Annotated in this window: 21 protein-coding genes, 1 tRNA gene and 1 other RNA gene; 10 read left to right on the top strand and 13 right to left on the bottom strand. The window is 29.8% G+C overall.

The features are described 5' to 3' along the window. Positions 1-4 precede the first annotated feature (4 nt). The 4 genes from ACM0IS_RS03230 to ACM0IS_RS03215 form a co-directional block, all read right to left on the bottom strand. Positions 5-79, bottom strand: a tRNA-Thr gene (locus ACM0IS_RS03230). A gap of 1 nt (position 80) precedes the next feature. Then, positions 81-452: a transfer-messenger RNA gene (ssrA, locus tag ACM0IS_RS03225) on the bottom strand. A 15-nt stretch (positions 453-467) separates the two neighbouring features. After that, on the bottom strand, positions 468-902 hold the full coding sequence (gene smpB / locus ACM0IS_RS03220; protein ID WP_416756070.1) for an SsrA-binding protein: 435 nt from the start codon (positions 900-902) through the stop codon (positions 468-470). A 67-nt stretch (positions 903-969) separates the two neighbouring features. Beyond that, entirely contained in the window at positions 970-3036 is a 2067-nt protein-coding gene (locus ACM0IS_RS03215; protein WP_416756069.1) for a GmrSD restriction endonuclease domain-containing protein, read from the bottom strand. 237 nt (positions 3037-3273) lie between these two features. On the opposite strand from ACM0IS_RS03215, the gene ACM0IS_RS03210 reads away from it, so the two are divergent. Further along, the gene (locus tag ACM0IS_RS03210; protein ID WP_416756068.1) at positions 3274-5763 is read left to right on the top strand and encodes a valine--tRNA ligase; all 2490 of its coding nucleotides are present in this window, start codon (positions 3274-3276) and stop codon (positions 5761-5763) included. Continuing rightward, positions 5751-6581, top strand: a complete 831-nt coding sequence (locus ACM0IS_RS03205; protein WP_416756066.1) for a bifunctional 5,10-methylenetetrahydrofolate dehydrogenase/5,10-methenyltetrahydrofolate cyclohydrolase — start codon at positions 5751-5753, stop codon at positions 6579-6581. The genes ACM0IS_RS03210 and ACM0IS_RS03205 overlap by 13 nt, the downstream gene beginning before the upstream one ends. A 71-nt stretch (positions 6582-6652) precedes the next feature. Here ACM0IS_RS03205 and ACM0IS_RS03200 read toward each other — a convergent pair whose 3' ends face one another. The 6 genes from ACM0IS_RS03200 to argS all read right to left on the bottom strand — a co-directional run bounded on the left by ACM0IS_RS03200 (position 6653) and on the right by argS (position 13346). Beyond that, a complete protein-coding gene (locus ACM0IS_RS03200) occupies positions 6653-7027 on the bottom strand; it encodes a hypothetical protein (RefSeq protein ID WP_416756065.1) in 375 nt (124 codons plus the stop codon). Between the two features lie 120 nt (positions 7028-7147). Further along, a complete protein-coding gene (gene gyrB / locus ACM0IS_RS03195; RefSeq protein ID WP_416756064.1) occupies positions 7148-9100 on the bottom strand; it encodes a DNA topoisomerase (ATP-hydrolyzing) subunit B in 1953 nt (650 codons plus the stop codon). A gap of 130 nt (positions 9101-9230) precedes the next feature. Next, a complete protein-coding gene (locus ACM0IS_RS03190) occupies positions 9231-10460 on the bottom strand; it encodes a thermonuclease family protein (RefSeq protein WP_416756063.1) in 1230 nt (409 codons plus the stop codon). 43 nt (positions 10461-10503) lie between these two features. Beyond that, the gene (gene fba, locus ACM0IS_RS03185) at positions 10504-11370 is read right to left on the bottom strand and encodes a class II fructose-1,6-bisphosphate aldolase (RefSeq protein ID WP_416756061.1); all 867 of its coding nucleotides are present in this window, start codon (positions 11368-11370) and stop codon (positions 10504-10506) included. A gap of 9 nt (positions 11371-11379) precedes the next feature. Then, positions 11380-11640, bottom strand: a complete 261-nt coding sequence (gene rpoE / locus ACM0IS_RS03180) for a DNA-directed RNA polymerase subunit delta (RefSeq protein ID WP_416755284.1) — start codon at positions 11638-11640, stop codon at positions 11380-11382. A 44-nt stretch (positions 11641-11684) separates the two neighbouring features. Beyond that, a complete protein-coding gene (gene argS, locus ACM0IS_RS03175) occupies positions 11685-13346 on the bottom strand; it encodes an arginine--tRNA ligase (RefSeq protein ID WP_416756059.1) in 1662 nt (553 codons plus the stop codon). Positions 13347-13508: 162 nt separating this feature from the next. On the opposite strand from argS, the gene ACM0IS_RS03170 reads away from it, so the two are divergent. The 6 genes from ACM0IS_RS03170 (at position 13509) to der (ending at position 19283) form a co-directional block, all read left to right on the top strand. Next, complete coding sequence (locus tag ACM0IS_RS03170; protein WP_416756057.1) at positions 13509-14738, top strand: class I tRNA ligase family protein; 1230 nt, start codon at positions 13509-13511, stop codon at positions 14736-14738. 8 nt (positions 14739-14746) lie between these two features. Next, the gene (gene rlmB / locus ACM0IS_RS03165; protein ID WP_416756055.1) at positions 14747-15535 is read left to right on the top strand and encodes a 23S rRNA (guanosine(2251)-2'-O)-methyltransferase RlmB; all 789 of its coding nucleotides are present in this window, start codon (positions 14747-14749) and stop codon (positions 15533-15535) included. A gap of 447 nt (positions 15536-15982) precedes the next feature. Beyond that, positions 15983-16765 carry a hypothetical protein gene (locus ACM0IS_RS03160; RefSeq protein ID WP_416756054.1) on the top strand — a complete coding sequence of 261 codons (783 nt, stop codon included), beginning with the start codon at positions 15983-15985 and terminating at the stop codon, positions 16763-16765. A gap of 56 nt (positions 16766-16821) precedes the next feature. Continuing rightward, complete coding sequence (locus tag ACM0IS_RS03155; protein ID WP_416756052.1) at positions 16822-17256, top strand: hypothetical protein; 435 nt, start codon at positions 16822-16824, stop codon at positions 17254-17256. A 37-nt stretch (positions 17257-17293) separates the two neighbouring features. Continuing rightward, complete coding sequence (cmk, locus tag ACM0IS_RS03150) at positions 17294-17980, top strand: (d)CMP kinase (RefSeq protein ID WP_416756051.1); 687 nt, start codon at positions 17294-17296, stop codon at positions 17978-17980. Continuing rightward, positions 17973-19283 (top strand): ribosome biogenesis GTPase Der, encoded by a 1311-nt coding sequence (gene der, locus ACM0IS_RS03145; RefSeq protein ID WP_416756050.1) that lies wholly within the window; start codon positions 17973-17975, stop codon positions 19281-19283. The genes cmk and der overlap by 8 nt, the downstream gene beginning before the upstream one ends. A 50-nt stretch (positions 19284-19333) precedes the next feature. Here der and ACM0IS_RS03140 read toward each other — a convergent pair whose 3' ends face one another. The 3 genes from ACM0IS_RS03140 to ACM0IS_RS03130 all read right to left on the bottom strand — a co-directional run bounded on the left by ACM0IS_RS03140 (position 19334) and on the right by ACM0IS_RS03130 (position 23268). Further along, positions 19334-19684: a hypothetical protein gene (locus tag ACM0IS_RS03140; RefSeq protein ID WP_416756049.1), complete on the bottom strand. Its 351-nt coding sequence runs from the start codon at positions 19682-19684 to the stop codon at positions 19334-19336. Positions 19685-19764: 80 nt separating this feature from the next. Beyond that, positions 19765-20577: a TIGR00282 family metallophosphoesterase gene (locus ACM0IS_RS03135; RefSeq protein WP_416756047.1), complete on the bottom strand. Its 813-nt coding sequence runs from the start codon at positions 20575-20577 to the stop codon at positions 19765-19767. A 90-nt stretch (positions 20578-20667) separates the two neighbouring features. Continuing rightward, on the bottom strand, positions 20668-23268 hold the full coding sequence (locus ACM0IS_RS03130) for a DNA topoisomerase IV subunit A (RefSeq protein ID WP_416756045.1): 2601 nt from the start codon (positions 23266-23268) through the stop codon (positions 20668-20670). A 1054-nt stretch (positions 23269-24322) separates the two neighbouring features. On the opposite strand from ACM0IS_RS03130, the gene ACM0IS_RS03125 reads away from it, so the two are divergent. Both ACM0IS_RS03125 and ACM0IS_RS03120 read left to right on the top strand, forming a co-directional pair. Beyond that, positions 24323-24859 carry a transposase gene (locus ACM0IS_RS03125; protein WP_416756043.1) on the top strand — a complete coding sequence of 179 codons (537 nt, stop codon included), beginning with the start codon at positions 24323-24325 and terminating at the stop codon, positions 24857-24859. Next, positions 24783-25505: an IS256 family transposase gene (locus tag ACM0IS_RS03120; RefSeq protein WP_416756041.1), complete on the top strand. Its 723-nt coding sequence runs from the start codon at positions 24783-24785 to the stop codon at positions 25503-25505. Before ACM0IS_RS03125 ends, ACM0IS_RS03120 begins: the two co-directional genes overlap by 77 nt. Positions 25506-25546: the final 41 nt, after the last annotated feature.

The raw sequence follows: 25546 nt of genomic DNA, 5'->3' as shown, positions 1-25546 counted from the left end.
TATATGGTGCCCCTTATGAGAATCGAACTCATGATGGTTGGTTACGAGTCAACTGTTTTACCACTAGAACTAAAAGGGCATGGTGGAGATAAGGGGAATCGAACCCCTGTCCACATTATAAAGGACTTACTACGTCTACAGTTTAGTTTGCTTTTAATAACACCATAAGCCTAAAGCAAACTAAAAGGTTTTATGATGTGCGACAAATTTCATGCAAGCTTGTCAACCCTTGCACTATCCTCTAACCGACTTATAAAACCGAGGAACTTCTTATAAGCCACTAGATCGCGAATATTAAGCGAAAGCTAGGTTTGCGTTGTTGAAAGCAAAAACCATTGGGTTGATGCTTGATTCTTTTTTAGCGTTTCCGTTTAAAAAGTCTAGAAGTATTATAGTCTACCAAACTACTGCAATAATAAGGCTCCATAACATGTCGAAACCATTATATCCCCATAAAGAAAATTGTATTAAAATAATAAAGTTTTAGCAATTTTTTTATTAGCTTCTTCTTTAATAATTTTAGCACGCTTATCATATTTTTTAAGCCCACGTGCAAGGGCTATTTCTACTTTAAGTCGTGACTTTTCATTGAAATAAATTTTAAGTGGAATAATAGTTAAACGTAATGTGTCTTCTTTAAAACCAATTTTGCGTATTTCGTTTTTATGCAAAAGCAATCTACGATCTCTGGTTTCATCACATTTTACTTGCATATATTGCTTAAAATAAGCCTCTTTAAGGTACATTTCACCTTTATAGATTGAGCAAAATGCATTAGTTATATCAACGCTTGAAGCACGCGCTGATTTAACCTCTCAGCCCATTAACTCAATTCCAGCTTCAAATTTTTCAATGATTTCATAATCATGATAAGCTTTTTTATTATTTGCTACTATTTTCATATACCTATTTTACCTTAATATTGGTAGTAAAGTGAAATAAAAACAGCTATTTATATAGCTGCTTAAATTATTTATTTTTATTAAATGATTGAGTAATTAAATCAAAGGCATAAGTTGGGTTAGTTTTCTTAGTATAATGAAGTTCACTTTTTCCAGAATGATTATGTCCAATGTTTGTCACATCTCTACAGCTATGCTCTGGGTCATTAATTTCATTAATTTTCATGTGTAGTCCAATAGTAATAAGGGATTTTTTTAAAACAAGTGATAAAAATGTTTTATTATGAAGTCTATATGCGATATATTTTTTAGTTATGTTAAAAGTTACTCCCGGATCTAAACTCATGACATAGTCATGAATGGTTTGATAGATTTCCCGAGTTCAAGAGCTTGTAATGAAATGGTCGATAGTAGAATAATAGCCTTTTCTTCTTCCTATAAAATCCTTATCTACTTGTGGATAGATTCAAATTTTTGTAGCTTCACTAGCTAAAAATATTGAACGTTTGTTAATTTCAGCTTCATTTCATTCCATAAGATCGTTCTTAATGAAATATTGATTTAGTTTATAAGGAGTAAGTTTAATTCCTCCATCTTGCATTAATTTGGTCAAGAAATCATTATTACTCATTTCTGAGTTATAGTTGGTTAATGTTAAATTACCTATTTTATGTACATTCATTTCTTGAACAATGTCAAAATCTGGTCCCAGCATTTGTTGCCACTCATCATTTAAAGTTCCCTGAGGCATGATATGTTCAATTGTTGCAGAATCCATGTTGATGAGATTTTTGTTATTAAATTCTTCAAGTGATTTCATTATATACTTAATCTGTTTAGATCTATAAGCATTAAATGTTACAAAACATTGCATAAATTCTTCATCATTTGGAAATCTATCTTTATTTTTAAGAGAGAAGAAAAATTCATTAATTGACTTAGAAAAATCCTTTAAATCAATGCGACCAAACAACTGAGCAAAAATTTTGTTTAAGCCATTACTTTGTAAAGCACACACTTGTCTTCTCAAAATATAACTAATAGATAATTGCAATGCTAAAGATACATCTTCATGATTGATTTGACCTTCTTCATATAAAATTATTAACTTCATAATAAATGGATAAATAACATTATTTTGTAAGTTTTTAATATTGATTAAAAGATTTTCGATTTCTTTATCATTTTTATAGTTTGCATTAATAATTTGATGATAGATTACTGCTTTATCATAAAGATCCTTGCATACTTCAATATTTTTCTCACTAATATTTAAATTGTAAAAATATGCTTTAAATTCATCATACAGTTTGTTTTTGCTTGGCATATTATTGTTTTGCATGATTAAATAGTCGCGAATAAAATTATCAGCAATAGTATTGTTAAAAACATTGTCTATTGTAAACAATTTTTCTAATTTCATTCAGTATTGATTATAAATATTGTCTTGATATTTATAATCAATGTTCATAAGTAAGAAGTTTCTAATTAAATCTGATGCTGTTAGACTCTTACCTGTTGAATTAAGTGATTCGAAAATTGCTTGTGCATCACCGTGATCTTTATCAAGGATAATTTGAACAGCTCATAATTTGTTTATGGTTTTGCATAATTCATCATAAGGTATATTTGACAGTGGAATTTGCTCTTTGAAAAATTTATAAGCATCTATAATTAAGGATTTTTTATATATGTTAACTGTATTTGTGATTAAAGAAATTAAATCTTCTTGATCTTTTTTCTTTGATTCAATTCGATTATAAGTATTTCCTAGGTAGACTGTAGTTAAATATGTTCGTTGAATTTCTTCAGCGCGATCACTTTGGTTGTTTTCATTATAACAGTCACGTAGAGCAATAAGCAAAAGAATTAATGTTGTTATTCTTTGTTGCCCATCAATAATCACAAATTTATTGATTTCATTTGGTGATGGAGTTTCAGCTACAGCAACCATTGCGCCTATGAAATAATCCTCTTTGTTTGATTTATATGTTTTTACAATATCAAATCATAGCTCAGAAATCTGATTGTATTCTCAACTATAAGGTCTTTGATAAATTGGAATGATATATTTAGCTTGAGCTGCTAATATATCTAAAATATTACTTTTATCTGCTTTCATAATTGTTACCATATCAATTATATATTTATCGAAGCTGATTGCAAACTAAAATAATATTTCACAGACTTAATTTTTAATTAACTATTGAAAAATTATTTTTTAAAGCATATTTATGGGTTTAAAAATTTCCGATAAAAAATTATTTCCTTTTTTATTTAAAAATGTATAATACTGCCCTTTTTTGCAAAATACTATATAATTATATTAAATATATTTAGTATATAAATTTTGAAGAAAATTAGGAGAAAAATGGACAAATCATACAACCATAAACTTGTTGAAGCGGGCATCGATAATAAATGGCAAGCTAAAAAATATTTCCAAACTCATGATGAGGCTAAAAGACCTTTTACAATCTTATTACCACCTCCTAATGTTACAGGTAAATTACACTTAGGGCATGCTTTAGACGTATATATTCCTGACACCATTATTCGTTATAAGAAACTAAATGGTTTTGATGTGCTTTGACTTCCAGGTATGGATCATGCCGGAATTGCAACTCAATCAAAAGTAGAAGATGAAATTTATAAAAAAGAAGGACTAAATCGTCACGATTTAGGACGTGAAGAATTTATAAGACGTGTTTGAGAATGAAAACACGAATATGCAAATTTATTCAGAAAACAATGATCAACAATTGGACTTGCTTTAGATTATTCTAATGAACGTTTCACATTAGACGAAAAAGCTAATGAGGCAGTCTCAAAAGTATTTGTTGACTTATACAATAAAGGCTTTATTTACAAAGGGGTGAAAGCGATTAACTGAGACGTTAAATTACAAACAGCTCTTTCTAATATTGAAGTAAATAATGAACCTACTGAACAAAAAATGTATTACATTAAATATCCAATTGAAAATTCAAATGAATATTTAGTTATTGCTACAGTTAGAACTGAAACTTTACTTAGTGATGTGGCTGTAGTGTACAATCCAGATGATACTCGTTACCAACATTTAGCAGGTAAATACGTAATTCACCCAGTTACTGGAAAACGTTTACCAATTATTGCAGATAATTATGTTGAAATTGACTTTGGATCAGGATTAATGAAACTTAGTGCTCATGCGGAAGCTGACATTGAAATTATGCAAAAACTTGGTTTTGAAATTTTAGAAACCATTGATAAAGCCGGAAAAATTAATTATCCAGAAAATGCACTCTTTCATGGAATGGAACGTTTTGCAGCTCGTGAAGCTATTGGACAATATTTAGCTGAAAACAACTTACTTGAAAAAGTTGAAACCACCATTTCGAATGTGGGAATCTCAGATAGATCTAAGACGCCTGTAGAAATCCTAGTATTACCTCAATGATTCGTTAAAATGGAACACTTTAGAGATTTAATCTTAAATGATTTAGATTCAGGTAAGGGAGTTGAATTCTTCCCTAAACGTTTTGAAAATACTATGAGACAATGAATGGAAAACGTTTATGACTGAACTATTTCAAGACAATTATGATGAGGACACAGAATTCCTGCTTGATATGACGCTGCTGGTAACATGAAAGTGCAAGTAGCTTGCCCTGGAGAAGGTTGAGTACAAGATCCTGACGTACTTGACACATGATTCTCTTCTGGATTGGCTCCATTTGTCTTTTTAGGATGACCTCGAGATGATAAATTAGTTAAAAGATACTATCCAACTTCTTTATTAGTTACTGGATATGACATTATCTTTTTCTGAGTTGCTAGAATGTACTTCTTTGGGCTTGAATTCATGGGACAAAAACCATTTGATGAATTATTACTTCATGGATTAATTCGTGATGCTCAAGGTAGAAAGATGTCAAAATCATTGAACAATGGTGTTGACCCAATGGATATGGTAGATAAATATGGATCAGATGCATTAAGATGATTCTTAATTACCAATACAACTCCTGGACTTGATATCAAGTTTAGTGATGAAAAAGTTGAAGCAGCTTGAAGAGTTAATAATAAACTTTGAAATATTGCTAAATATATCTCTGATTTACCAGAAAATGACTGTCATCAAACTGATGCAGATAAGTGAATAATGGAAAAATTAGCTTATTTAGAGGCTAAAATCAATACTCACATTAAGAACTATGATTTTGCTGTGCTAGGAACTGAAATCTATCGTTATTTATTTAACGACTTATCAGGTTGATATGTTGAATTTTTAAAAACAGCATATTCAAAACAAAGTGCTATGGAAGTACTTAGAAAGACCTTAATTGTGCTTCATCCATTTTTACCATTTATTACAGATAGACTATACAGTGAAATCTTTAAGGATGAATTGCTAGAACAAAGCTGACCTAGCTTTGAAATTGAAGCTCAAGCTTCTTATATCAACGATGTTATTTCAGTAGTTACTGAAATTAGAAAATATCGTGAAGACAACAACATATCTAAAAAAGAAATTATTTTATATAACTTAGTTACTGAATTAAATTCAAATGCAATTGCTATGATTAACAAGATGGCTTATGCACAAGTGCAAGCTAACCTTGACTATATGATTGCACTTGAAAATAACACTTTATACATTAAACAATCTGATGAAACTAAAGCAAGAAATAAAGAAATGCTATTAGAAAAAATTGCTTTTGTTAAAAGCGAAATTGCCCGTGCTAAAGGCATTTTAAGTAATGAAAAATTCGTCGCTAAAGCACCTAGAGATAAAGTTGAAGCTGAAGAAAACAAACTAAAAAAATATAGTGAAGAACTAGAAAAATACGAAGAGGAGCTAAGATGCAAATATTAAGTGGAAAAGAATTAGCCAAAAGCGAATTAGCAAAATTAAAACAAGAACTAATCGACTTAGAATTACCAAGAGCCTTAACAATGGCAATTATTCAAGTTGGTGATAATGAAGCTTCAAACAAATACATTAAACATAAATTAAAGGTTGCTGAAGATTTAGGGATTGAAGCAACTTTATACAAATTCCCTGAAGACATTAGCCAAGATCGTCTATTAAAGAAAATGGATCGTATTAATGAAAAGCATGATGGAATTATTGTACAATTACCATTACCAAAACATCTACCTACACAAGTTATTTTAGATGCTGTTCCATATGATAAAGATATCGATGGGTTAACAAGTAAAAATGAATTCAGATTATATAATGATCAACCTGAAAAACACTTTGTGCCAGCCACAGCTCGTGGTGTACTTGAATTAATGGAATACTACAAAATTGATGTTCAAGATAAAAAAGTTTGTGTTGTAGGTCGTTCACATGTTGTAGGAAAACCTCTAGCACATATTATTAAACGGATGGGAGCTACTGTTGCTACATATAATGAAGAAACTGGAATTAAAGGAATTGAATCTGGTGATATTGTTATAGTGGCGATTGGAGTAGCTAAATACATTAAGGCTAAGAACTTAAAAGATGGTGCTATTGTAATTGATGTTGGTACAAACTTAGATGATAAATTAACTAGCGAACTTTGTGGTGATGTTGATTTTGAAGATGTAAAAGACAAAGTAGCAGCAATTACTCCAGTTCCTGGTGGAGTTGGACCAATGACAGTTGTTTCATTAATGAAAAACTTAGTTGATATTATTAGATAGAAAGTGCAATTGCACTTTTTTATTTGCAAAATAAAAATCCCTATCTGGTAGGGAAAAAGGGATTTATAATACTAATTAGTTAGTTTGATTTCTTTTAAAGCTTGGTAGCGACATGATAAAACTAAATAAATTTTTAAATTGCGATTTAAGCTGTTAATTGAACTATCCTCATTTGCATATAAAATAATAAGCAAGCTAATTAATCTAGCTAAGAAATATGCATCTATTAGGATTAAAGCCAATCATATTAAGGCAGCAGCAATACGTTGTGTAAGGCTTGAAAATGTTTCCCCGAAGCACGCTAATAAGAATGCAACAAGAAATGCTGCTAATAAAAATGAATTTAGCACAATAAAGGTGATAGTTCAGGTCTTATTTTTAGTATTTTTAAATGATGTAATAAATTCACTAGCCTTAGCATTTAAGTTAGTGTTTTGTTCTTTCATAATTCTCCTTATATTCTTATTATATAGAATATTTCCATATATTGTGAAATTAAATCTTTTTGTCCTAAATTTTAGGAGCAAAATGAAAAAATCAGAGGGTCACTCTGAATTTTTTAATTATTATAAATCGATATTTTTAACGTATTTAGCATTGGTTTGAATGAATTCACGTCTTGGTTCAACACGTTCACCCATTAAGGTTTCAAATACTTGATCAGCTTTATAAGCATCTTCGATTTGTACTTGAAGCATCTTTCTGTTTTCAGGATCCATAGTTGTTTCTCACAATTGTTCAGGATCCATTTCTCCAAGCCCTTTATAACGTTGAATAGTAATCTTAGTATTTGGATTTAAATCAGCTAAAATAGCATCTTTTTGTGCATCGTTGAAAGCATATGCAACAAACTTGTTTTGTTGAATTTTATATAGAGGTGGTTGGGCAATATAGATGAAACCATGTTCAATTAATGGTTTAAAGTATCTATAGAAGAATGTTAAAAGCAGAGTTCTAATGTGAGCACCATCGACGTCAGCGTCCGTCATAATAACAATCTTGTGATATCTAAGTTTATTAATATTAAAGTTATCTCCAAGCCCTGTTCCAAGTGCTGTGATTAATGAAAGAATTTCTTCATTAGCAAGCACTTTTTCTTGACGAGATTTTTCAACATTAATAATTTTCCCTCTTAAAGGCAAGATAGCTTGAGTTTTTCTATCTCTACCCATTTTGGCACTACCACCAGCTGAGTTCCCTTCGACTATGTATAGTTCAGAAATTTCAGCATTTTTAGAACTACAATCTGAAAGTTTACCCGGAAGACCACCACTTTCAAAAACATTTTTACGTCTAGCGTTTTCTCTAGCTGCATTTGATGCTAAACGTCCTTTTCTAGCTGTTGTAGCGATTTCAATAATCTTCTTAGCTAGTTCAGGGTTTTCGTTTAAGAAACGCTCTAAAATAGGGCTAAATACCTTGTTTACAGCTTGTCTTGCATCTTTAGAACCAAGTTTTCCTTTAGTTTGTCCTTCAAATTCAGGATCTGGGTGCTTAATTGAGATAACTGCAGTTACACCTTCAAGCAAGTCATCACGAGTGAATTTTTCAGCATCAGTCTTAATAATTCCATGTTCAATTGCATAGTTGTTAATTAGTCTCATTAACGAATCATAGAACCCTGATACGTGGCTTCCACCTTCATGAGTTGAAATGTTGTTGGTGTATGAAATAACATTCCCACGGTATAAATCTGCTAGGTATTGCATTGCAACTTCCACACCGATAATAACATCTTCATCTTTATTGTTTTTAGCTGTATATTCACCTTCAGCATAAATTACTGGTGTAACAGGTTTATACCCTTCATTTAACTCATTTACGTAGTCAATAATACCATTGTCGTATTGGAATTCAACTTGTGTATTGTCACGTAAGTCAGTAACTGAAACATAAAGTCCTTTATTTAAGTGAGCAATTTGTTTAGCATGGTCAATGATTAGTTCCTTATCAAAAGGAAGTTGTTCCATAACTAAGTAATCAGGATGGAATTGAATTTTTGTTCCTGTTTCTCCAGGATTACATGTACCAATTACATGAGTTGATTGAATAGTTTTCCCACCATTAGCAAACTCTGCAAAATAGATGTTGCCATTTCTTTTAACTCAAGCTTTAAATGAGTCACTTAAGGCATTAACTACAGAAGCTCCAACCCCGTGTAATCCTCCTGATACTTTATAAGCATTAGATTCAAATTTTCCACCGGCATTTAGCTTAGTTAAAACAACTTCTAGTGCTGAGATCTTAAATCTCTCATGTGTGTCTACTGGAATTCCACGTCCATTATCTTCAACAATAATTGAGTTATCAGGATTAATGGTAATATCAATTCTACTTGCATACCCAGCCATACATTCATCTACAGAGTTATCAACGATTTCTCAAACTAAGTGGTGTAGTCCAGATTTAGAAGTAGAACCAATATACATACCCGGTCTTTTTCTAACGTGTTCAAGTCCTTCTAGAAATTGAATATTACTTGCATTATAGTTGTTTTGTTCTTTATTTTGTTCGGCCATTTTAGCTCCAATTCTAATAAATATTTATATTTATTAGAATTATACCTAAATTTTATCTTTTTCCAAATTTTACCAGTTTAGCAGTTAAAACAAATAAGCCTATGGGGTAGATAAAAAAATAGCAAAAATGCTATCTTTTATCAACGTGAAAAACATTATTAATATCTTCTTTTCAAAATCCTTTTTTATCAGCTTGTGCTTGTTTTTGGACTTCAATTATATACTTGTAATATTCTTTTTCTAATTGTGTCTTGGTATAGAAAATACTTTTCTCATTAGTGTTATCAATATATCAAACACGTGCCATACCATCAGCAACTTGTCTTACGCCAAATTCAGTTGCAAAATCTTGCTTAGAATTAGAAAATAGGAATGTTACTCATCTTCCATAAACGTCATTTCCTGTTTTGTGGATATAAAAGACCCAATTTTCTTCATCTAAAATATTCATAAGATTTGACTTGGCTTCATGAGCATATTTATTTTCTAATGAAGCCAATTTAGCATCTTTAGCGGGTATATTTTTAAAGGTTTCTGGAGTATCAATTCCTCTGAAACGTAGTCCCAAAGTTCTTCCTATATTTTCTTTGTGATTTGCTTCTTTAACTACAAGTGGCTGTATAGCTGCACTAGTGTCTTGCCCTTGTGCTGGCTCTCCAAGATAAATTTGATAAATGGTATCTCCATCTGCAACATGATTATCCATTAAGACTACATAATTTTTAGGTAAATGTTCTCTCATAAATCATTTATATCTTAGTAATGCTTGATTGTAAAGATCATTAAAATTTTTAGCATCATTATTAGCAACGAAATCAAATCTACTATTAGCAAAATCACTATTTAACTCTTGCATAAATGCTTTATATTTTGCTTTACTATCAGCTAGTTTTAAGTCATTTTGAAGAATAAAATTTGATTTTTCAATCATTTTATCTAGAGAGTGATTAAAATGCATCCAAGCTTCTATCAGGTCATGATCTAGTGCGTTTTCGTTTGAAAACACCTTGCTCATAGCCTTAAAATTATTTTCTTGTTGGGTGATATATGCTTTAGCTTCCTGCTTGTTTGCAACACTTTGTTGTCCCAAGATATCTATTTTGTTTACTTGAGTATTGAGATAGTTAAGTAATGGTTGATATTTAACAACTTCTTTTTGATTTAATAAGTTTTCTCTAGCATACTTAATTACTTTAGTACTCAAATCTTTAAGTTCTTTATCATTTCTGTCATCTTGTGGTTTTTCTGGTTTTTCTGGTTTTCCATTGTTTGTGTTAGTGTGATTACATTGTGTGGCAACAGTTGGAATAAGTGCACTTAATACAACTGTTGGTAAAAGTAGTTTTTTCAATTTTTTCATATATTAATTCTATTATTTTTCTAAATAAGTAAAAGAAAAAGGCTTAAGCCTTATCTTGTGATCCAAATTCAAGAATTTTTTCTTTAATCACTTTACACATAGCTTCATATCCAGGCTTGTAAAGTTTTCTAGGATCGTAATTTTTACCTTCTAGATCTTTATTTGAAATAATAAAATCTCTGATTGCTTGGTGATTTGCAAGTTGAAGTTCAGTATTAACATTAATTTTAGTTACACCAAGAGAGATGGCTTTTTGGATTTGATCTTTTGGAATTCCACTTCCACCATGAAGCACAATTCCCATTCCTGTTTCAGTAGCTAGTTCAGCTAGCACATCAAAATTAAGCCCTTTTCAATCTTTTGGATAGATTCCATGAATGTTTCCAATTCCAGCAGCTAGTACTGTAATTCCTTGTTTGCTTAAAGAAACAGCCTCTTTTATATCAGCGATTTCCCCTGAACCAATTACTCCATCTTCTTCACCACCAATTGAGCCAACTTCAGCTTCAACTGACATGTTTCGACTTGCAGCTAGAAAAACTAGCTCTTGAGTTAACTCTTTGTTTTCTTTAAATGGTAAATGTGATCCATCAAACATAATTGATGTAAAAGCTTCTGATTTAATAGCTTCTACACAAGTATTAAATGAACCGTGATCTAAATGCAAAGCAACTGGAATTGAGATTTTGAAATCCTTAATCATTCCCAATACCATACCTGAGACAGTTTCAAAACCACCCATGTATTTTAAAGCACCTTCAGAAACACCTAAAATTACAGGTGATTTCATTTCTTCACAAGTTAATAAAATTGCTTTGGTTCACTCTAAATTATTAATATTAAAGTGAGGAATAGCATACTTACCTTTTTTTGCTTTTTTAAGCATATCTTTTGCATTTACTAAAGCCATAATTACCTACTAAAATCCAGTGTTTTTACCTTGTCATTTATCGTTAGCTGTTCTTTGGAATCTTTTATCAACAGTTAATAGACGATGTAATTCACCCATCTTTGTTTCTCTTACTTTTTCGTAAGGTTTTTCTTCAGTAACAAAACGTTCTTCTCAGTCTGATTTTAATTCGTTTTCTACAGCATCAAAGATTTCGAAAAATGTAAATTCTGCTGTAGGGTTTGAATTTACTTTATTGATTGCAATTTCTAGCATTGTTCTTTTTGACATATTTTCCCCTTAAAGTATTTCTATTATACTTGATTATTTTAATATTACATTGATTTAGGAGCTGAAACCCCAATAAGTTTAAGTCCTAATTCTAAAACAATTTGTACAGCTTGAACTAGGTAAGCATAGGTACTTTGATCTTGGTGGTTAAGTAGCTTAGTTTCTGCATAAAAACTATTGAATAATTTAGCTAAGTTAATTAAGTATTGAGTCATTAAGTTAACTTTTGTAGTTGAGATAATTGTTTTGATTAATTCGTCGAAGTTATCTAGTTCAACAATTACTTTTTTAGCTTTGTCAGTGAATTGGATGTTTTCATTAATAGCTTCTTGGTTTAGTCTTTCTAGTAATGAAATGGCTCTAGAATGAGCGTATTGAACGATGAAAACTGGGTTCTTAGAATCTTGTGAGTTAGCAAAATCAATATCAAAGTCAAACTTGTTATTGATTTCTCTGGTTAACATCATAAATCTAATAGCATCAGTTGATGAAACATCCATTAGGTCAGCTAAAGTAACGCTAGTTCCAGCACGCTTAGACATTTTAAATTCTTGACCATCTTTAATTAATCTAACTAATTGAATTGTTAGAATGTTTAAGTTTTCAGGATTAAATCCTAAATATTGCATTGCTATCTTCATTCTTTGGATGTAACCTGAGTGGTCAGCGCCAAAGATGTTAATTAAGTTGTTACATTTCTTAAACTTAATTTGGTGATAAGCAATATCTGGTAAGAAATATGTATAGTCACCATTTGTTTTAACAAGAACACGATCTTTATCATCCCCTAAGGCTTCGGTTTTTAAAAATAGTGCACCATCTTGTTGATATGTAGCATCTTTTGCTTTTAAATCTGCTAATGTTTGTTCAATAGCACCTGAGTTCTTAATTGCTTTTTCACTTGAGAAAGTATTAAAACTAACATTGAAGTGTGCTAAATCATCTTTAATCTTATCTAGCATGATTTTTGTAGCAATTGTTGCTAATTGTTCACGTTTTTGATCATCTAGTTCAATAAAGAAATCTCCATATTGATCTTTAATTTGTTGTGCACCTCAAATAATATCGCTTCCTCTGTAGCATTCTTCAGGCATCGGGTGTGAAATATTAAATAATTCACAGTATCTTACTCAAATTGAGTTAGTTAACACACTAATTTGGTTTCCAGCATCATTAACATAATATTCTGCTTCAACATCATATCCTGCATGTCTTAAGACTCTAACTAATGAATCGCCAAAAGCAGCTCCTCTAGCATGTCCTACGTGTAAGAAACCAGTTGGGTTAGCTGAGACAAATTCAACATTTAATTTGTCACCTGCAATATAGTTTCCTCCAAAGTTATCTTTAGCTGTAATTACTTGTTGGATAGTTTGCACAAAAGCACCATTAGCTAGCACTATGTTTAAAAATCCAGGACGTGCTACATCAATTTGACTAAATAAACTATCTTGAGTAAGAATTTGAGCAATTTTTTCAGCAACAATAGTTGGATTTTTTTCTACAGCATATTGTTTAACAATAAAAGCTACATTAGTTGAGAAATCATATTGGATTTGATTTGTGTTTAGATTTTCTGGCACATTTGGTTGAACAACATTAAAATTTAGATTTTCAATTTCTAGTTCTTGATTGAAAAAACTTTGATCTTTTAGTTGTTTTAAAGCCTGATTAATAGCAAGCTTTACTTTTTGTTTTAATGACATCATACTCCTTAAATATAGGTAAATTAATAATTTTTTATATTATATAAAATTATTAATTTTGTATAGTTTTAAACATTAAAATTTTTATATCTTATATATAGCTTTTTTCAAGCTTTTAAGGTGTAAATATAATATAATTACATAAATTAATAAGGAGAATAGATGATTAAAGTTTATACCTGTGGACCAACTGTTTATAATGATGTTCATATTGGAAATTTAAGACCTATTTTAACGATGGATTTAATTCTAAAAGCACATCGTGCATTAGGTAATGAATTTAATTTTGTGCACAATATTACTGATATTGATGACAAAATTATTAATAAAGCTATTGCAACTAATCAAAGTGAACAAGAAGTAGCAACCTTTTATGCTAACAAGTATCTTGAGTTACTACAAAAATTTAATGTTGATACAATCACTCATTTAGAATACGTTACAGCTAATATGGATTTAATTGTTGCTTTTATTCAAAAACTTTTAGATCTTGGAGCAGCATATCAAGATAGCGAAGGAAACGTTTGATTTGATGTAATTAAATACCAAAATCACTATGGCGTAGTCTCAAACCAAAAAATTGAAAATATGCTTTCAGAAGAAAATGAATATAGTAACCTTAAAAAATCACCAATTGATTTTGCTCTATGAAAAAAGACTAAAGTAGGGGTTGTGTATGATTCACCTTTTAGTAAAGGAAGACCCGGATGACACACTGAATGTGCTGTGCTAATATATAAACATTTTGGACAAGAAGGGGTTGATATTCATAGTGGTGGTATGGATTTAACCTTCCCTCACCATGAAAATGAAAACATTCAATTTTATGCATTAACTAATCAACCAATTGCTCAAAACTGACTTAGAACAGGGCAAATTAATCTTAATGGCATGAAGATGTCTAAATCATTACAAAATGTTATTCTCCCTAAAGACTTCTTACAAAACTATAGTCCTGATGTATTAAAAACCATTTTCTTGCAAAATGGCTTTACCAGTGAAATAAATATTGATAATAATACGCTTGAATCAGTTAATGCTTTAATTAATAAAATTAAGCGTTTATATTTCGCTGCTTATTTAGAACAAGTTGATCTTAAGGACTATGACGTAGAGTTATTTGCTGAAGCGATGCAAACTATTGCTAACTTAAGATTTTCTGATTTTAATAAGTTGATTAATGAAATTATTAAGCAAGCAAATAAAACCAAAGAATCTAAATACTTTGCTACAGTTATGCAAATATTTAATGCTTTAGGCTATGAGTTTAATCAAATTGATTTTGCTTCATATGCTAATATTTATCATCAATGAAAAGAATTACTTGCACAAAAGAACTATCAAGCTGCTGATCAATTACGCGAAGTATTGGTGAATAATAATTTAATCTAAGGAAGAAAATGAAAAAAGAATTTAATAAAAAAAATAAGCCTTTTGTCAAGGAACGTTTTGACAAAAAGACCATGGACAAGCCAGCAAAAATTGTTAGCGAAACCTTAATTTGAGGAAAAAACTCAGTAATGGATGCTTTAAATAGCAACTTAAATATTTCTAAAATTTACGTCAACGAGAACTTTACTAGTTTCAAAGTTGATAAGCGCTCAATTACAGTAGAATTTGTTCCTAAAGCTACTTTAGATCAAATGTCTAATAATGCTAATCACCAAGGATATATTGTAGCTATTAAAAGCATTAATTATTCTGATGTTGAACAACTAATAAAAAGAAAACCAAATATTGTACTAGCTTTAGATCATATTGTTGATCCACAAAATCTAGGTGCAATTATACGTACAGCAAATGCTGCTGGTATAAAAGATATTTTGCTTCCTAAAGATAATGCAGCTGAAGTAAATTCAACAGCTTTAAAAGTTTCTTCTGGAGGATTTGTTGGAATGAACTTTTATAAAGTTAGCTCATTAAGTGCTGTACTTACAAAATTAAAAAATAATTCATACTGAGTATATAGTACTACCTTACAAGAAGACTCAGTTGACTATAATACAATTAGTTATCCTGACTATACAGTATTAGTTATGGGAAATGAAGGTAGCGGAGTAAGTAAAAGTGTACTTGCTGTTACTGACCAATGTATACATATTAACCAATATGGTACTGTACAATCTCTAAATGTTTCAGTGGCAACTGGAATAGTAGTATTTGGATATTTAAACTCAAAAAACAAGTAAGAAAAATTGCTTGTTTTTTCTTTGCAGAAAAAACAAGCAAATATTTAATTTTTGTATAAAATAAAGTTGGAACTTTTATTTCTTAAAATACCAGGAGAGATCCTCAAGAACGAGACATATTAAGGAATAAGGTATATAAGAAATATTTTTTATTTTTTTAATAATACCATAAAAGTGATAACTTTATTAATCAATTAAATAACTTAAGATAGAAAGCTTTTTCGTCTTTAGTTATTTAATATCCTTGAGACAATATTTATTTGCCTCATAATTATTCTATCAAACCTAGAAAGAAAAAGTCATAAAAAAAGCAATTTCCACATTTTTTTATTTACCCCCATTTTATGGAGCTATTCACCATAAAAATGTGGAAATTTCAAAAAAATATTTTTTTTATAAAGAGAAAAATTAAATATTTTTTTGAAAACAATCTAGTAAAATAAAATTATGACGATAAATTGATTATATATAATTGTGATCATACTAGCTGCATTATTGTTCTATGCAGCCTTTAAAATGTATGGTTACTTCAACTTTATTAAGGCAGGATTCAATATTGCCTGAGTAAGAATACAAACATTTTGAAAACTAGGACTTGCTAGTGTCTACTTTGGACTTATCATTATTTTATTCGCATTATATGCAAGTGGAGTACTTAACATAACTATTTGAGATAAGACAGCGTATGTACCTTATGTTTTTAGTCCAATTGGAGTATTTGCATTAATTAGCTATTTTGCATTAGCATTTTACATTGCAATAGTTGTCTTTTCTCTCATTGTATTATTGAGTAAAAAAGAAAGAATCATAATTACTTGACAAGACGTGTGTGATTTAGATGTTGACTCATTTAATTTAAACATTGATAAGACTTATATCAAGAATAGAAATAGTTATACTATGTTTAAAGACTATATAACTAATTCAATGATGTTTAAGAAACATCCAAAAATCTTTGCTTCAAAAGTAATTTACTATGCTTTAATGTTTATTTACTCATCACCAGTATATGAAAATGCATTTAAAAAACAAGTTGATCAAAATGAAGAAGCAGCAGAAGAAAATGAATTTGATAAGTTGTTAGTTTCAGAACGTCCAATTGCAGAATTATTTAGTGATAATAAACAATATATTACCTATGTCATTAAGACTGCATATCAAAAAGTTAATACTTTTTATCCACTTGATGAAATTTCATTTAAGAATGCTGTAATAAAGGCTTTTAAATAGCCTTTTTTTCTTGATATTTATCACTTTTTTATAAATTAATATAGTAAAATAAAGCTATGGGTAAAATAGGTTATAAATCAAAGCGATCTGCCCAAGAAATTCCCTCATTTCAAAGGCTAAAATATTTAGCTTTGCAAGACAATAGTGAGCTTGAAAAAGAAGTGAAATGAATTAGCAATTTTTTTGGATCAGACTTAGTAGAAATTAAACATTTTAACATCCAAGCTTGTCAAGAATGATGTGATGAGCAATCTTTTATAACCGATAAAAAGCCAATAATACACGTAGAAGAAGAATTGAACAAAATTGAAGTTGAATACTTGAAATTGACAGACTGTTTCATAGACAAGTTTCCTTTCTATCAAACTAATGAAAGAAACAAAGTTTTCTATGAATTAATAAATTCCCAACCCAATAATACTCAAGTAGCCAACCAAAATTTACAAGGCACAAATACTACTCGAGTTAAGGTTAATAAGCTCGAAATCTAATTTTGTGCATTTTTATTTATTTATTGTAGGAGTAAACATGAAAGTTAATATAGCAATCGACGGGCCAAGTGGGGCTGGAAAATCAACCATTTCAAAAGAACTAGCGAAACGTTTAGGATACACATTTATCAATAGTGGAAGTGCCTACCGTGCAGTAGCATACAATGCTAACAAATTAGGAATTGAATCTCATGAAACCGAAAAAATCATTCAATCACTTGAACCAGGAATGATTGAATTAAGACCTAATGACGTTACTCTACTTAGAGGTGTAGACATTTCACATGATATTAGAGCAGATTATATTTCAAAAATTACACCAACTGTAGCTAAAATTCCTGAAGTAAGAGAATTTGTAGTAGACTTTATTCAACATATGACACTTAAAAGTAAAGGCTACATTATTGATGGTAGAGATACTACTTTCAAAATTATGCCTCATGCTGAAGTTAAAATTTTCTTATGAGCTAGCGAAGAAGAACGTGCAAGACGTAGACTTGAACAAAATCAAGCCTTAGGTTATAACACTGACTTCCAAGAAGTACTTTATGAAGTTAAATTAAGAGACGCACAAGATATGAACCGGGCAATTGACCCTCTTCATAAAACAGCAGACGCTATTTATGTCGATTGTACAGAAATGACTTTAGAAGAAGTTTTAGATCGCATCCTACAAATTATTGATGATAAAATTAAAACCCTACAAGGAGGCAATAATGCGTAATACAGTAGCTATTATAGGGAAACCAAACGTTGGAAAAAGTACATTTTTCAACAAATTAATTGGAAGAAAAGCTTCAATCGTGCACGATGAACCAGGGGTTACTCGTGATCGTCTTTATGAAAAGATTCATTGAGCTGGAAAAGAATTAAAAATCATTGACACTGGTGGAATTGAAATTGAAAATAGACCATTCCAAGAACAAATTCAAATCCAAGCTAAAATCGCCATTGAAGAAGCTGATGTAATTATCTTCTTATTTGATGGAACCAGTGAAATTACTAATGATGATTTATTTATCATGAACATTTTACGTAAAAGTCACAAACCAATCATTGCAGTAGCTAACAAACTAGAAGATAACCAACAATTTGACTATAGTTGATATAAATTAGGAGTGGATCATATTTTTCCAGTTTCAGCACTTCATGGTGAAGGAATTGGGGATGTGCTTAATAGATGTTTAGAAGACTTAGATTTTAGTGAAGAAGAAAGTATTGAAACATTTAATCTTGCAATCATTGGTAAACCTAATGCTGGAAAGAGTTCATTGTTAAATAATCTAGCAAAAGAAGAACGTTCAATTGTTTCTCCAATTGCAGGGACAACTAGAGATTCAGTTAAATCACTAGTTGAAATTGATGGAAAAGTTTATAACGTAATTGATACAGCTGGGATTACTAAGAAATCTAAACTAGTAGAATCAGTTGATCACTATGCATTAATGAGAGCGATGAATTCACTTGCTGAAGCTGACTTATCTTTAATTGTGATTGATGCAACTCAAGAAGAAGTTTCACACTTTGATTCACGTATCATTGGATATGCTTTAGAAAATGAAAAGCCTATTATCGTAGTAATCAATAAGTGAGACTTAGTTGAAAAAGAAACTAATACAATGGCACAATATGAAAAGAAACTTAGAAACAAATTCCACTTTGTACCATGAGTTCCATTTGTTTTCATTTCAGCTAAATATAACCAACGTTTAAACAAATTATATGAAACAATCAATATGGTTAGAACTAACCTTGAAAGAGATATTAAACCTTCAATGCTTTCTAACTTAATTATGGAAACACAAATTATTCAACCTGCTGTACCATTTAATGGTGGTAGATTAAATATTTACTTTGCTCGTCAAGAAAGAGCTAAAATTCCAACATTTACATTCTTTGTTAATAATAAGAAGTTTTTACACTTCTCATACCAACGTTATTTAGAAAATCAACTTAGAGCAACTTTTGATTTTAGAGGTTGCCCAATTAAAATGAACTTTAAAAACAAACAAAATGCAATGGAATAATATTTAAAATTAGACTAAAAAATCTAGACAAACAAGGTCTAGATTTTTTACTATTCAAATTGATTTCTATAGAAAGAAGTTTCACGAGAGATTACAATAAAGTTTAAAATTCAACTTACAATTGGGAAGAAGAATAAGAAAATAAATGAAACTCAAAGTAATGTCTTATTATCTTGTGAAACATATGATGTTAAAGTAGCAGTGGTTACTAGCATAATAATAAATACTACAAAAGTAGCTAGATAAATTGCACCAGAAAAGACTGTGACTAGTGTTCTTAACACTCCGAATCCAGTGTCTGCAACATATATAGGGATTGTAAAAGAAGTTGTGATTATCACTAAAATCAGGTGAATAATTGTAACAATTTTGAGTTGCTCTAAATTTTTTATTTTATTCATATCGCCTCCTAGAATTTAGATATTATAGCAGCTTTTGATTCCAAATAAGCAATAAAAAAATCAGACAAAGCTGATTTAAATTAAAGTGCAATATCAGAAATATTTAGTAATTGAATTGAATTACCATTCACTTTATCTAGTGTAATAATAACTCCATTAATTTGGGTATTATTATCACTAACCTTAAAACGTTCATGTGCATTGTAACGCATCTTGTGATAAACTTCATCAAAATTTGCTCCAATAGCACAATTCATTGGGCCTGTCATTCCAGCATCAGTAATATAAGCTGTACCTTTAGGTAAAATACGAGCATCATTAGTTTGCACATGGGTATGTGTTCCACAGATTGCATCAACTTTTCCGTCTAGGTATAAGGCAAAAACATTTTTTTCACTTGTGGTTTCAGCATGGAAATCAACAAAGTGAAAATCAGTTTTTTGACCAACTTCAAGTAATTGATCCATGGCATCAAAGAAGTTATTAGCTTGTGATTGTTTTCAAGGTGACATTAATTCATTAAAAGTAATTCCCATAATAGAGGTTACTCTTAAAGTGTGTCCTTTAACTTCAAATACTTTACTTCCTTCTCCAGGGTAATCCAAATCAATGTTATAAGGTCTAATAACATTACTGTTATCAATAAAGTTTTCAATATCGCTGTTAGCTCAAACATGGTTTCCCATGGTGAAAGCATTAACTCCAGCATGTGAAAGTCTATCGTAATCGTTTTTATCTAATCCTTTTCTACCAGTTACATTTTCACCTTGTGCGATAGTGAAATCAACTGAAAAATCTTTGATTAGGGTAGGTAGAAATTTTTCTACAGTTTTCACACCTGGTTCTCCAAAAATATCTCCTAAAAATAAGATATTAATTGCTTGATTTTTCATATCGTTCTTATTATAGCAGCATTATTTAAACAAGTAAAAGAATTCTATCATTAGCTAGAAAAAAACAGCAAGAATTCTTGCTGCCTAATCTTATTTATTCTTCTTTTTATCTTCTTCTAAATTCTTATTAATCTTTTCCATTAAGGCATTAATTGCTGCAGTAGCTGATTCTTCTAGAATACGAACTTGCTCTAAAGTTTTAGCTTCAGTTTGTACCCTTTCTTTTGAAAAGATCATTTCTCCTGCTTTATAGTCTTGATCAAAATATTTAACATTGAAAGCTACTTTTTCTGGGTTAGCTACATCAATGTGGTAAATTCTAGGGCTATCGGTTGAGACTGCATATGATTTAACTTCATCAATAAAGCTACGTTCAAGTACATCTCTAGCAATTAAAGTTGCTTCATCACTAGTAATTTCAGCTATCGAATCCACTGAGAATTTTTTAGCATCTTTAAAAATAGGTTTTCCTTTAATGTTTTTAGGCACATAAGGGAATTTATCGGCTTTAATTTTAACAATTTGACCATTGTTAGAAGCTAGTGCTAGTAAACCATCAGCTGTTGTGGTACTAAAGGCTTGTACTTTGTCATTGAGAGATAAATAAACCCCTTTATTTCCTTTAGCTTTAGGTCCGTATTGAGCTAAATCAGTTTCACTATATCTTGATACACAACCATTTTCGGTTAAAATTACAATATCACGTGAGCCATTGCAAATAGTTGCATTAACTAATTTATCACCTTTTTCCATAGCAATAGCTGTGTAAGAACGATTGATTCTAGATACTGAAAAGTCTTGAAGTAAGGTCTTTTTGAAATATCCATTCTTAGTTCCTAGCGCGATATAAATTAGAGAGTCTCAATTATTGATTTCAAAGATTGAAACAACTTCATCAGCTAGCAAGAAGTCAGCAAAATTAGATAAGTGGAATCCTAAATCTTTTCATTTTGACTCTTGGATCTTATATGCTGGAATAATCATGTAATTTCCAAGTGCCGTAAATATTAATAAGTTGTTAATTGAATTTACTTTTCCAAAGAAAATTAAATTATCATCATCTTTTAAGTTGTAAGTTTCAAAGTTATTTGAGTCAACTACTCTTTGTGAAAGACGTTTAATATATCCACCGCGTGAAAGACCAATATTAATCATTTCTTCTTTAACAAGGTCTGTTTCATTGTAACTGAAGTCAAATTCTGCTTCAACAATTTCAGTTTTTCTAGGTTTGGCAAAGAGCAATTTAAGTTGACTTAATTGATCTATAATAAAGTCATTAAATTTACTTTCATCGCTAAGTAGTAGATTAATACGTTGAATTTCAGCAACTAATTCAGCTTTTTCATTTAAGTAAGCTTCTTTATCTGTTTTACTTAATCTATAAAGTCTTAATTCAGCAATTGCTGTAGCTTGATTTTTAGTAAATCCAAAAGCATTAATTAAGTTTTCAATTACGCCGGCTTTTGAGCCTTCGGTTTTACGGATAACTTCAATTACTTTATCAGTAATTTCAGACACCTTAATAAACCCTTCTACAAGTTCTAAACGTAATTTATATTTTTCTAAATCATAAATTAATGTTTTGGTTTTAATATCTTTAACGTGTAGGATATAGTTATCAATAAGTTGCACAATTCCTAAAGTGCGAGGAGAATTTTGCACAATGCAAGTATTATTGTATGAATAAGTAACTTGTAAGTCTGTTTTTTGGAATAAGTAAGTTAGAATACTATTTTCACTAGCGTTAGCATCTAAAGTAATTAATATATTAATTCCTTCACGATCTGATTGGTCTTTAATTTCTAAAATACCATCAATATCTTTATTGTTAATTATATTATCAATATCATAAACTAATTTGGATTTAACTACGCCATAGGGAATTTCAGTAATTTCAATGTACTTGTATTTATCTTTTGAATAAGTTGTATATTTAGCAAAAAGTCTAATTTTATCCTTTTGGTTTCTCCCGGTATCAAAGGCCTCTAAAATACCTTTTGTTCCCCGAATAATTCCTCCGGTTGGAAAATCAGGTCCTTTAATAAATTTAACTACATCATAAAAAGTGGCATGAGGATTTAAAATACGATAAATAGTTGCATCAATGATTTCCCCAAGGTTGTGTGGTGGCATATCAGTTGCCATCCCAATAGCAATCCCCATTGATCCATTAACAAGTAAGTTAGGGAAAATTGAAGGAAGCACTGTTGGTTCAACTTCGGAGTCATCAAAGTTAGGTGCAAATTTTACTGTGTCTTTTTTAATGTCTCCAATAATAAATTCTGAAATTTTAGATAATCTAACTTCGGTATAACGCATTGCAGCAGCTGGGTCATTATCAATTGATCCAACATTTCCATGCATATCTAGAAGTGGTAGATTCATTTTTCATCATTGTGACATATTAACCATAGCTTCATAAACTGAAGAGTCCCCATGTGGGTGGTACTTACCAATAACATCCCCAACAACTCTGGCAGATTTCTTATATTGTTTATCACTAAATAAACCAAGTCCATACATAGCATATAAAATACGACGTTGTACAGGTTTTAGTCCATCTCTAACATCTGGTAAGGCTCTTTGTTGAATAACATATTTTGAATATCTTCCAAAACGATCTGCCATGATACGATCTAATGTCTCATTAATGATTTTTTCTGTTACAAGTACTTCTTTTTCTTTTTTCATATTCTTCCTCAATTCAATAGTTTCCATTTAATTATAATTTATTTTATTAACATAGTTATAAAAAGGCCTGAGAGATTGTTTTTATTTGTAATGATATGTAATTTCAAACTTTATATGTACCTTAAAGTGAATATTGCTTGTAATGGTTAATGATGATAAGATTGACTTTATTTAAATGTCATATTAGCATGCAATATGATAATGGAATCTAACAATATCTTGCATTAGTTGACTATACAGTCACAGATTAAATAGCTTTCCCAGCAGTGGCATAATGTTTCTTAATTACTATCAAATTTTAAATCAATACAATTTTTGCATGTTTTTTTGCTACTTTTATCGTAAACTACTCTAAAAATGCTTGTTTTTATCAAAAAATTGACAAAAAATAGCATAAACCAATAAATTCGCAGAAAAAAAGTTGCAAAAAAATCAAGTTTTAATTTATGTTATATAGACAAAAAAGCACCCTTTCCCAGCAGTAGCATAATGTTAAATTATAATTACCTTTCCAAGTTAAATATAGGTAAAATTCTTTTATTCCTAAAATATAGAGACTTTTGTTTTTTTGCACGCTTAAAATTACATAGAAAAATTCTATGTAGGCATTTCCCATCAGTAGCATAATGTTTATTAATTACTATCAAATTAAAAGTTCATACAATTTTTGCGTGTTTTTTTGCTACTTTTGGCAAAAATCACCTTCAAAACACTTATTTTTGCCTCAAAATCGACAAAAAATGTACTAAACCAGTAAATTCTTGGGAAAAAAGTTGCAAAAAATTCAAGTTTTAATTTATGTTATGTAATAACAAATAAAATAAAGGTAATAGAAGAAAGAGTTTACTATAGTGAATGAATTGGTGATCTAAATGGCTCACAAGTTGCTTTTTAGACTTCTAAATATTAAATATGCGAGTTAGCATTCATAATTTTGTACAAGTAATTTAGATACTATATAGATTTTTGTGTAAATTCATAAATTATTAAAAATGGCAAAAGAAAAGATAAGTTACCCTATAATTTTTATAACGTCGAAAGGAATAACTTATCTATGAATAATTTTAAACTATTAAACTCAGAACAATTGCAAAAATTTTATAAAGAAACAACCGATATCAATCACCTTATGTCTTTATTACTGAATCAATATAAATCAGATATCCAAGAAATAATTAATGAATTATTAAAAGATGGTCTAACTGAATTTCTTCAATATGAAAAATACGAAAGAAGTGACAATGCTAATTATAGAAATGGCTATTACACTAGAAAATTACTATTAGAAATTGGTGAAATTGAAATTCAAATACCACGCGATAGAAATGGTGACTTTGAAAATAAACTTATTAAAAAACATCAAAGAACACAAAAGCAAGTAACAGAAATGATTCAAATTCTTTTCAAAAAAGGTTTAGATTACAGCGAAATTATTGATATTGTAAACGAAATGTTTGGAAAGGAATTTTCTAAACAATCAATAACAAATATCACCAATAACTTAATTCATAATATTGAAGAGTTTAGACAAAGAAGGTTGAAAAAAGAGTACAAAGTCATATACTCTAGATGCAACACATTTGAGTGTTAAAAGAGATGGTTCATATCAGAAAGAAGCTGTACATATAGCCCTAGGAATAAGCGCTGAAGGTTATAAAGAAATACTCGCATTTGAGATTTATCCAAATGAAAGTGCAAATAATTATGGAGATATTTTAGAAGATATTAAAAATCGCGGTGTTGAAAAAGTAGACATATTTATAACTGATGGACTAGCAGGGATTAAGGATGTAATTCACAGACATTTTCCAGAAGCATATTATCAAAGATGTTGAGTACACATACAACGTAATATACATTCAAAAGTTAAAAGAGCGCATATCACAGAAATAACCCAGGATATTAAATTAATTTATAATCAAACCGATGAAGATATGGCTATTAAGAAGTTCAATGAATTTCTAAATAAATGAAAAAATATCTACCCATCAATTGTTAGAAATCTACTATCTATAGGAGATGATTTATTTTCATTTTACGCATTTCCATATGAAATCAGAAAATCCCTTTATACAACAAATTTAATTGAAGCATTCAACTCATATATCAAAAAGCAATTAAAAGGTAAAAAACAATTCTCTACTGTTAATTCAGCAGAGAAAATATTAATAACGATTATAGATTCATATAATGCGAAAAATTCTAGTCGCAGGCATATGGGATTTAAGAATATTTAATATTCTTGTATAATTTTTAAATAAAAGTTATACAAGTTACT

The sequence above is a fragment of the Mycoplasma aquilae ATCC BAA-1896 genome (genome assembly GCF_048074525.1).
Classification (GTDB): domain Bacteria; phylum Bacillota_I; class Bacilli_A; order Mycoplasmatales; family Metamycoplasmataceae; genus Mycoplasmopsis; species Mycoplasmopsis aquilae.
This window is presented reverse-complemented; position numbering and strand designations above follow the sequence as displayed.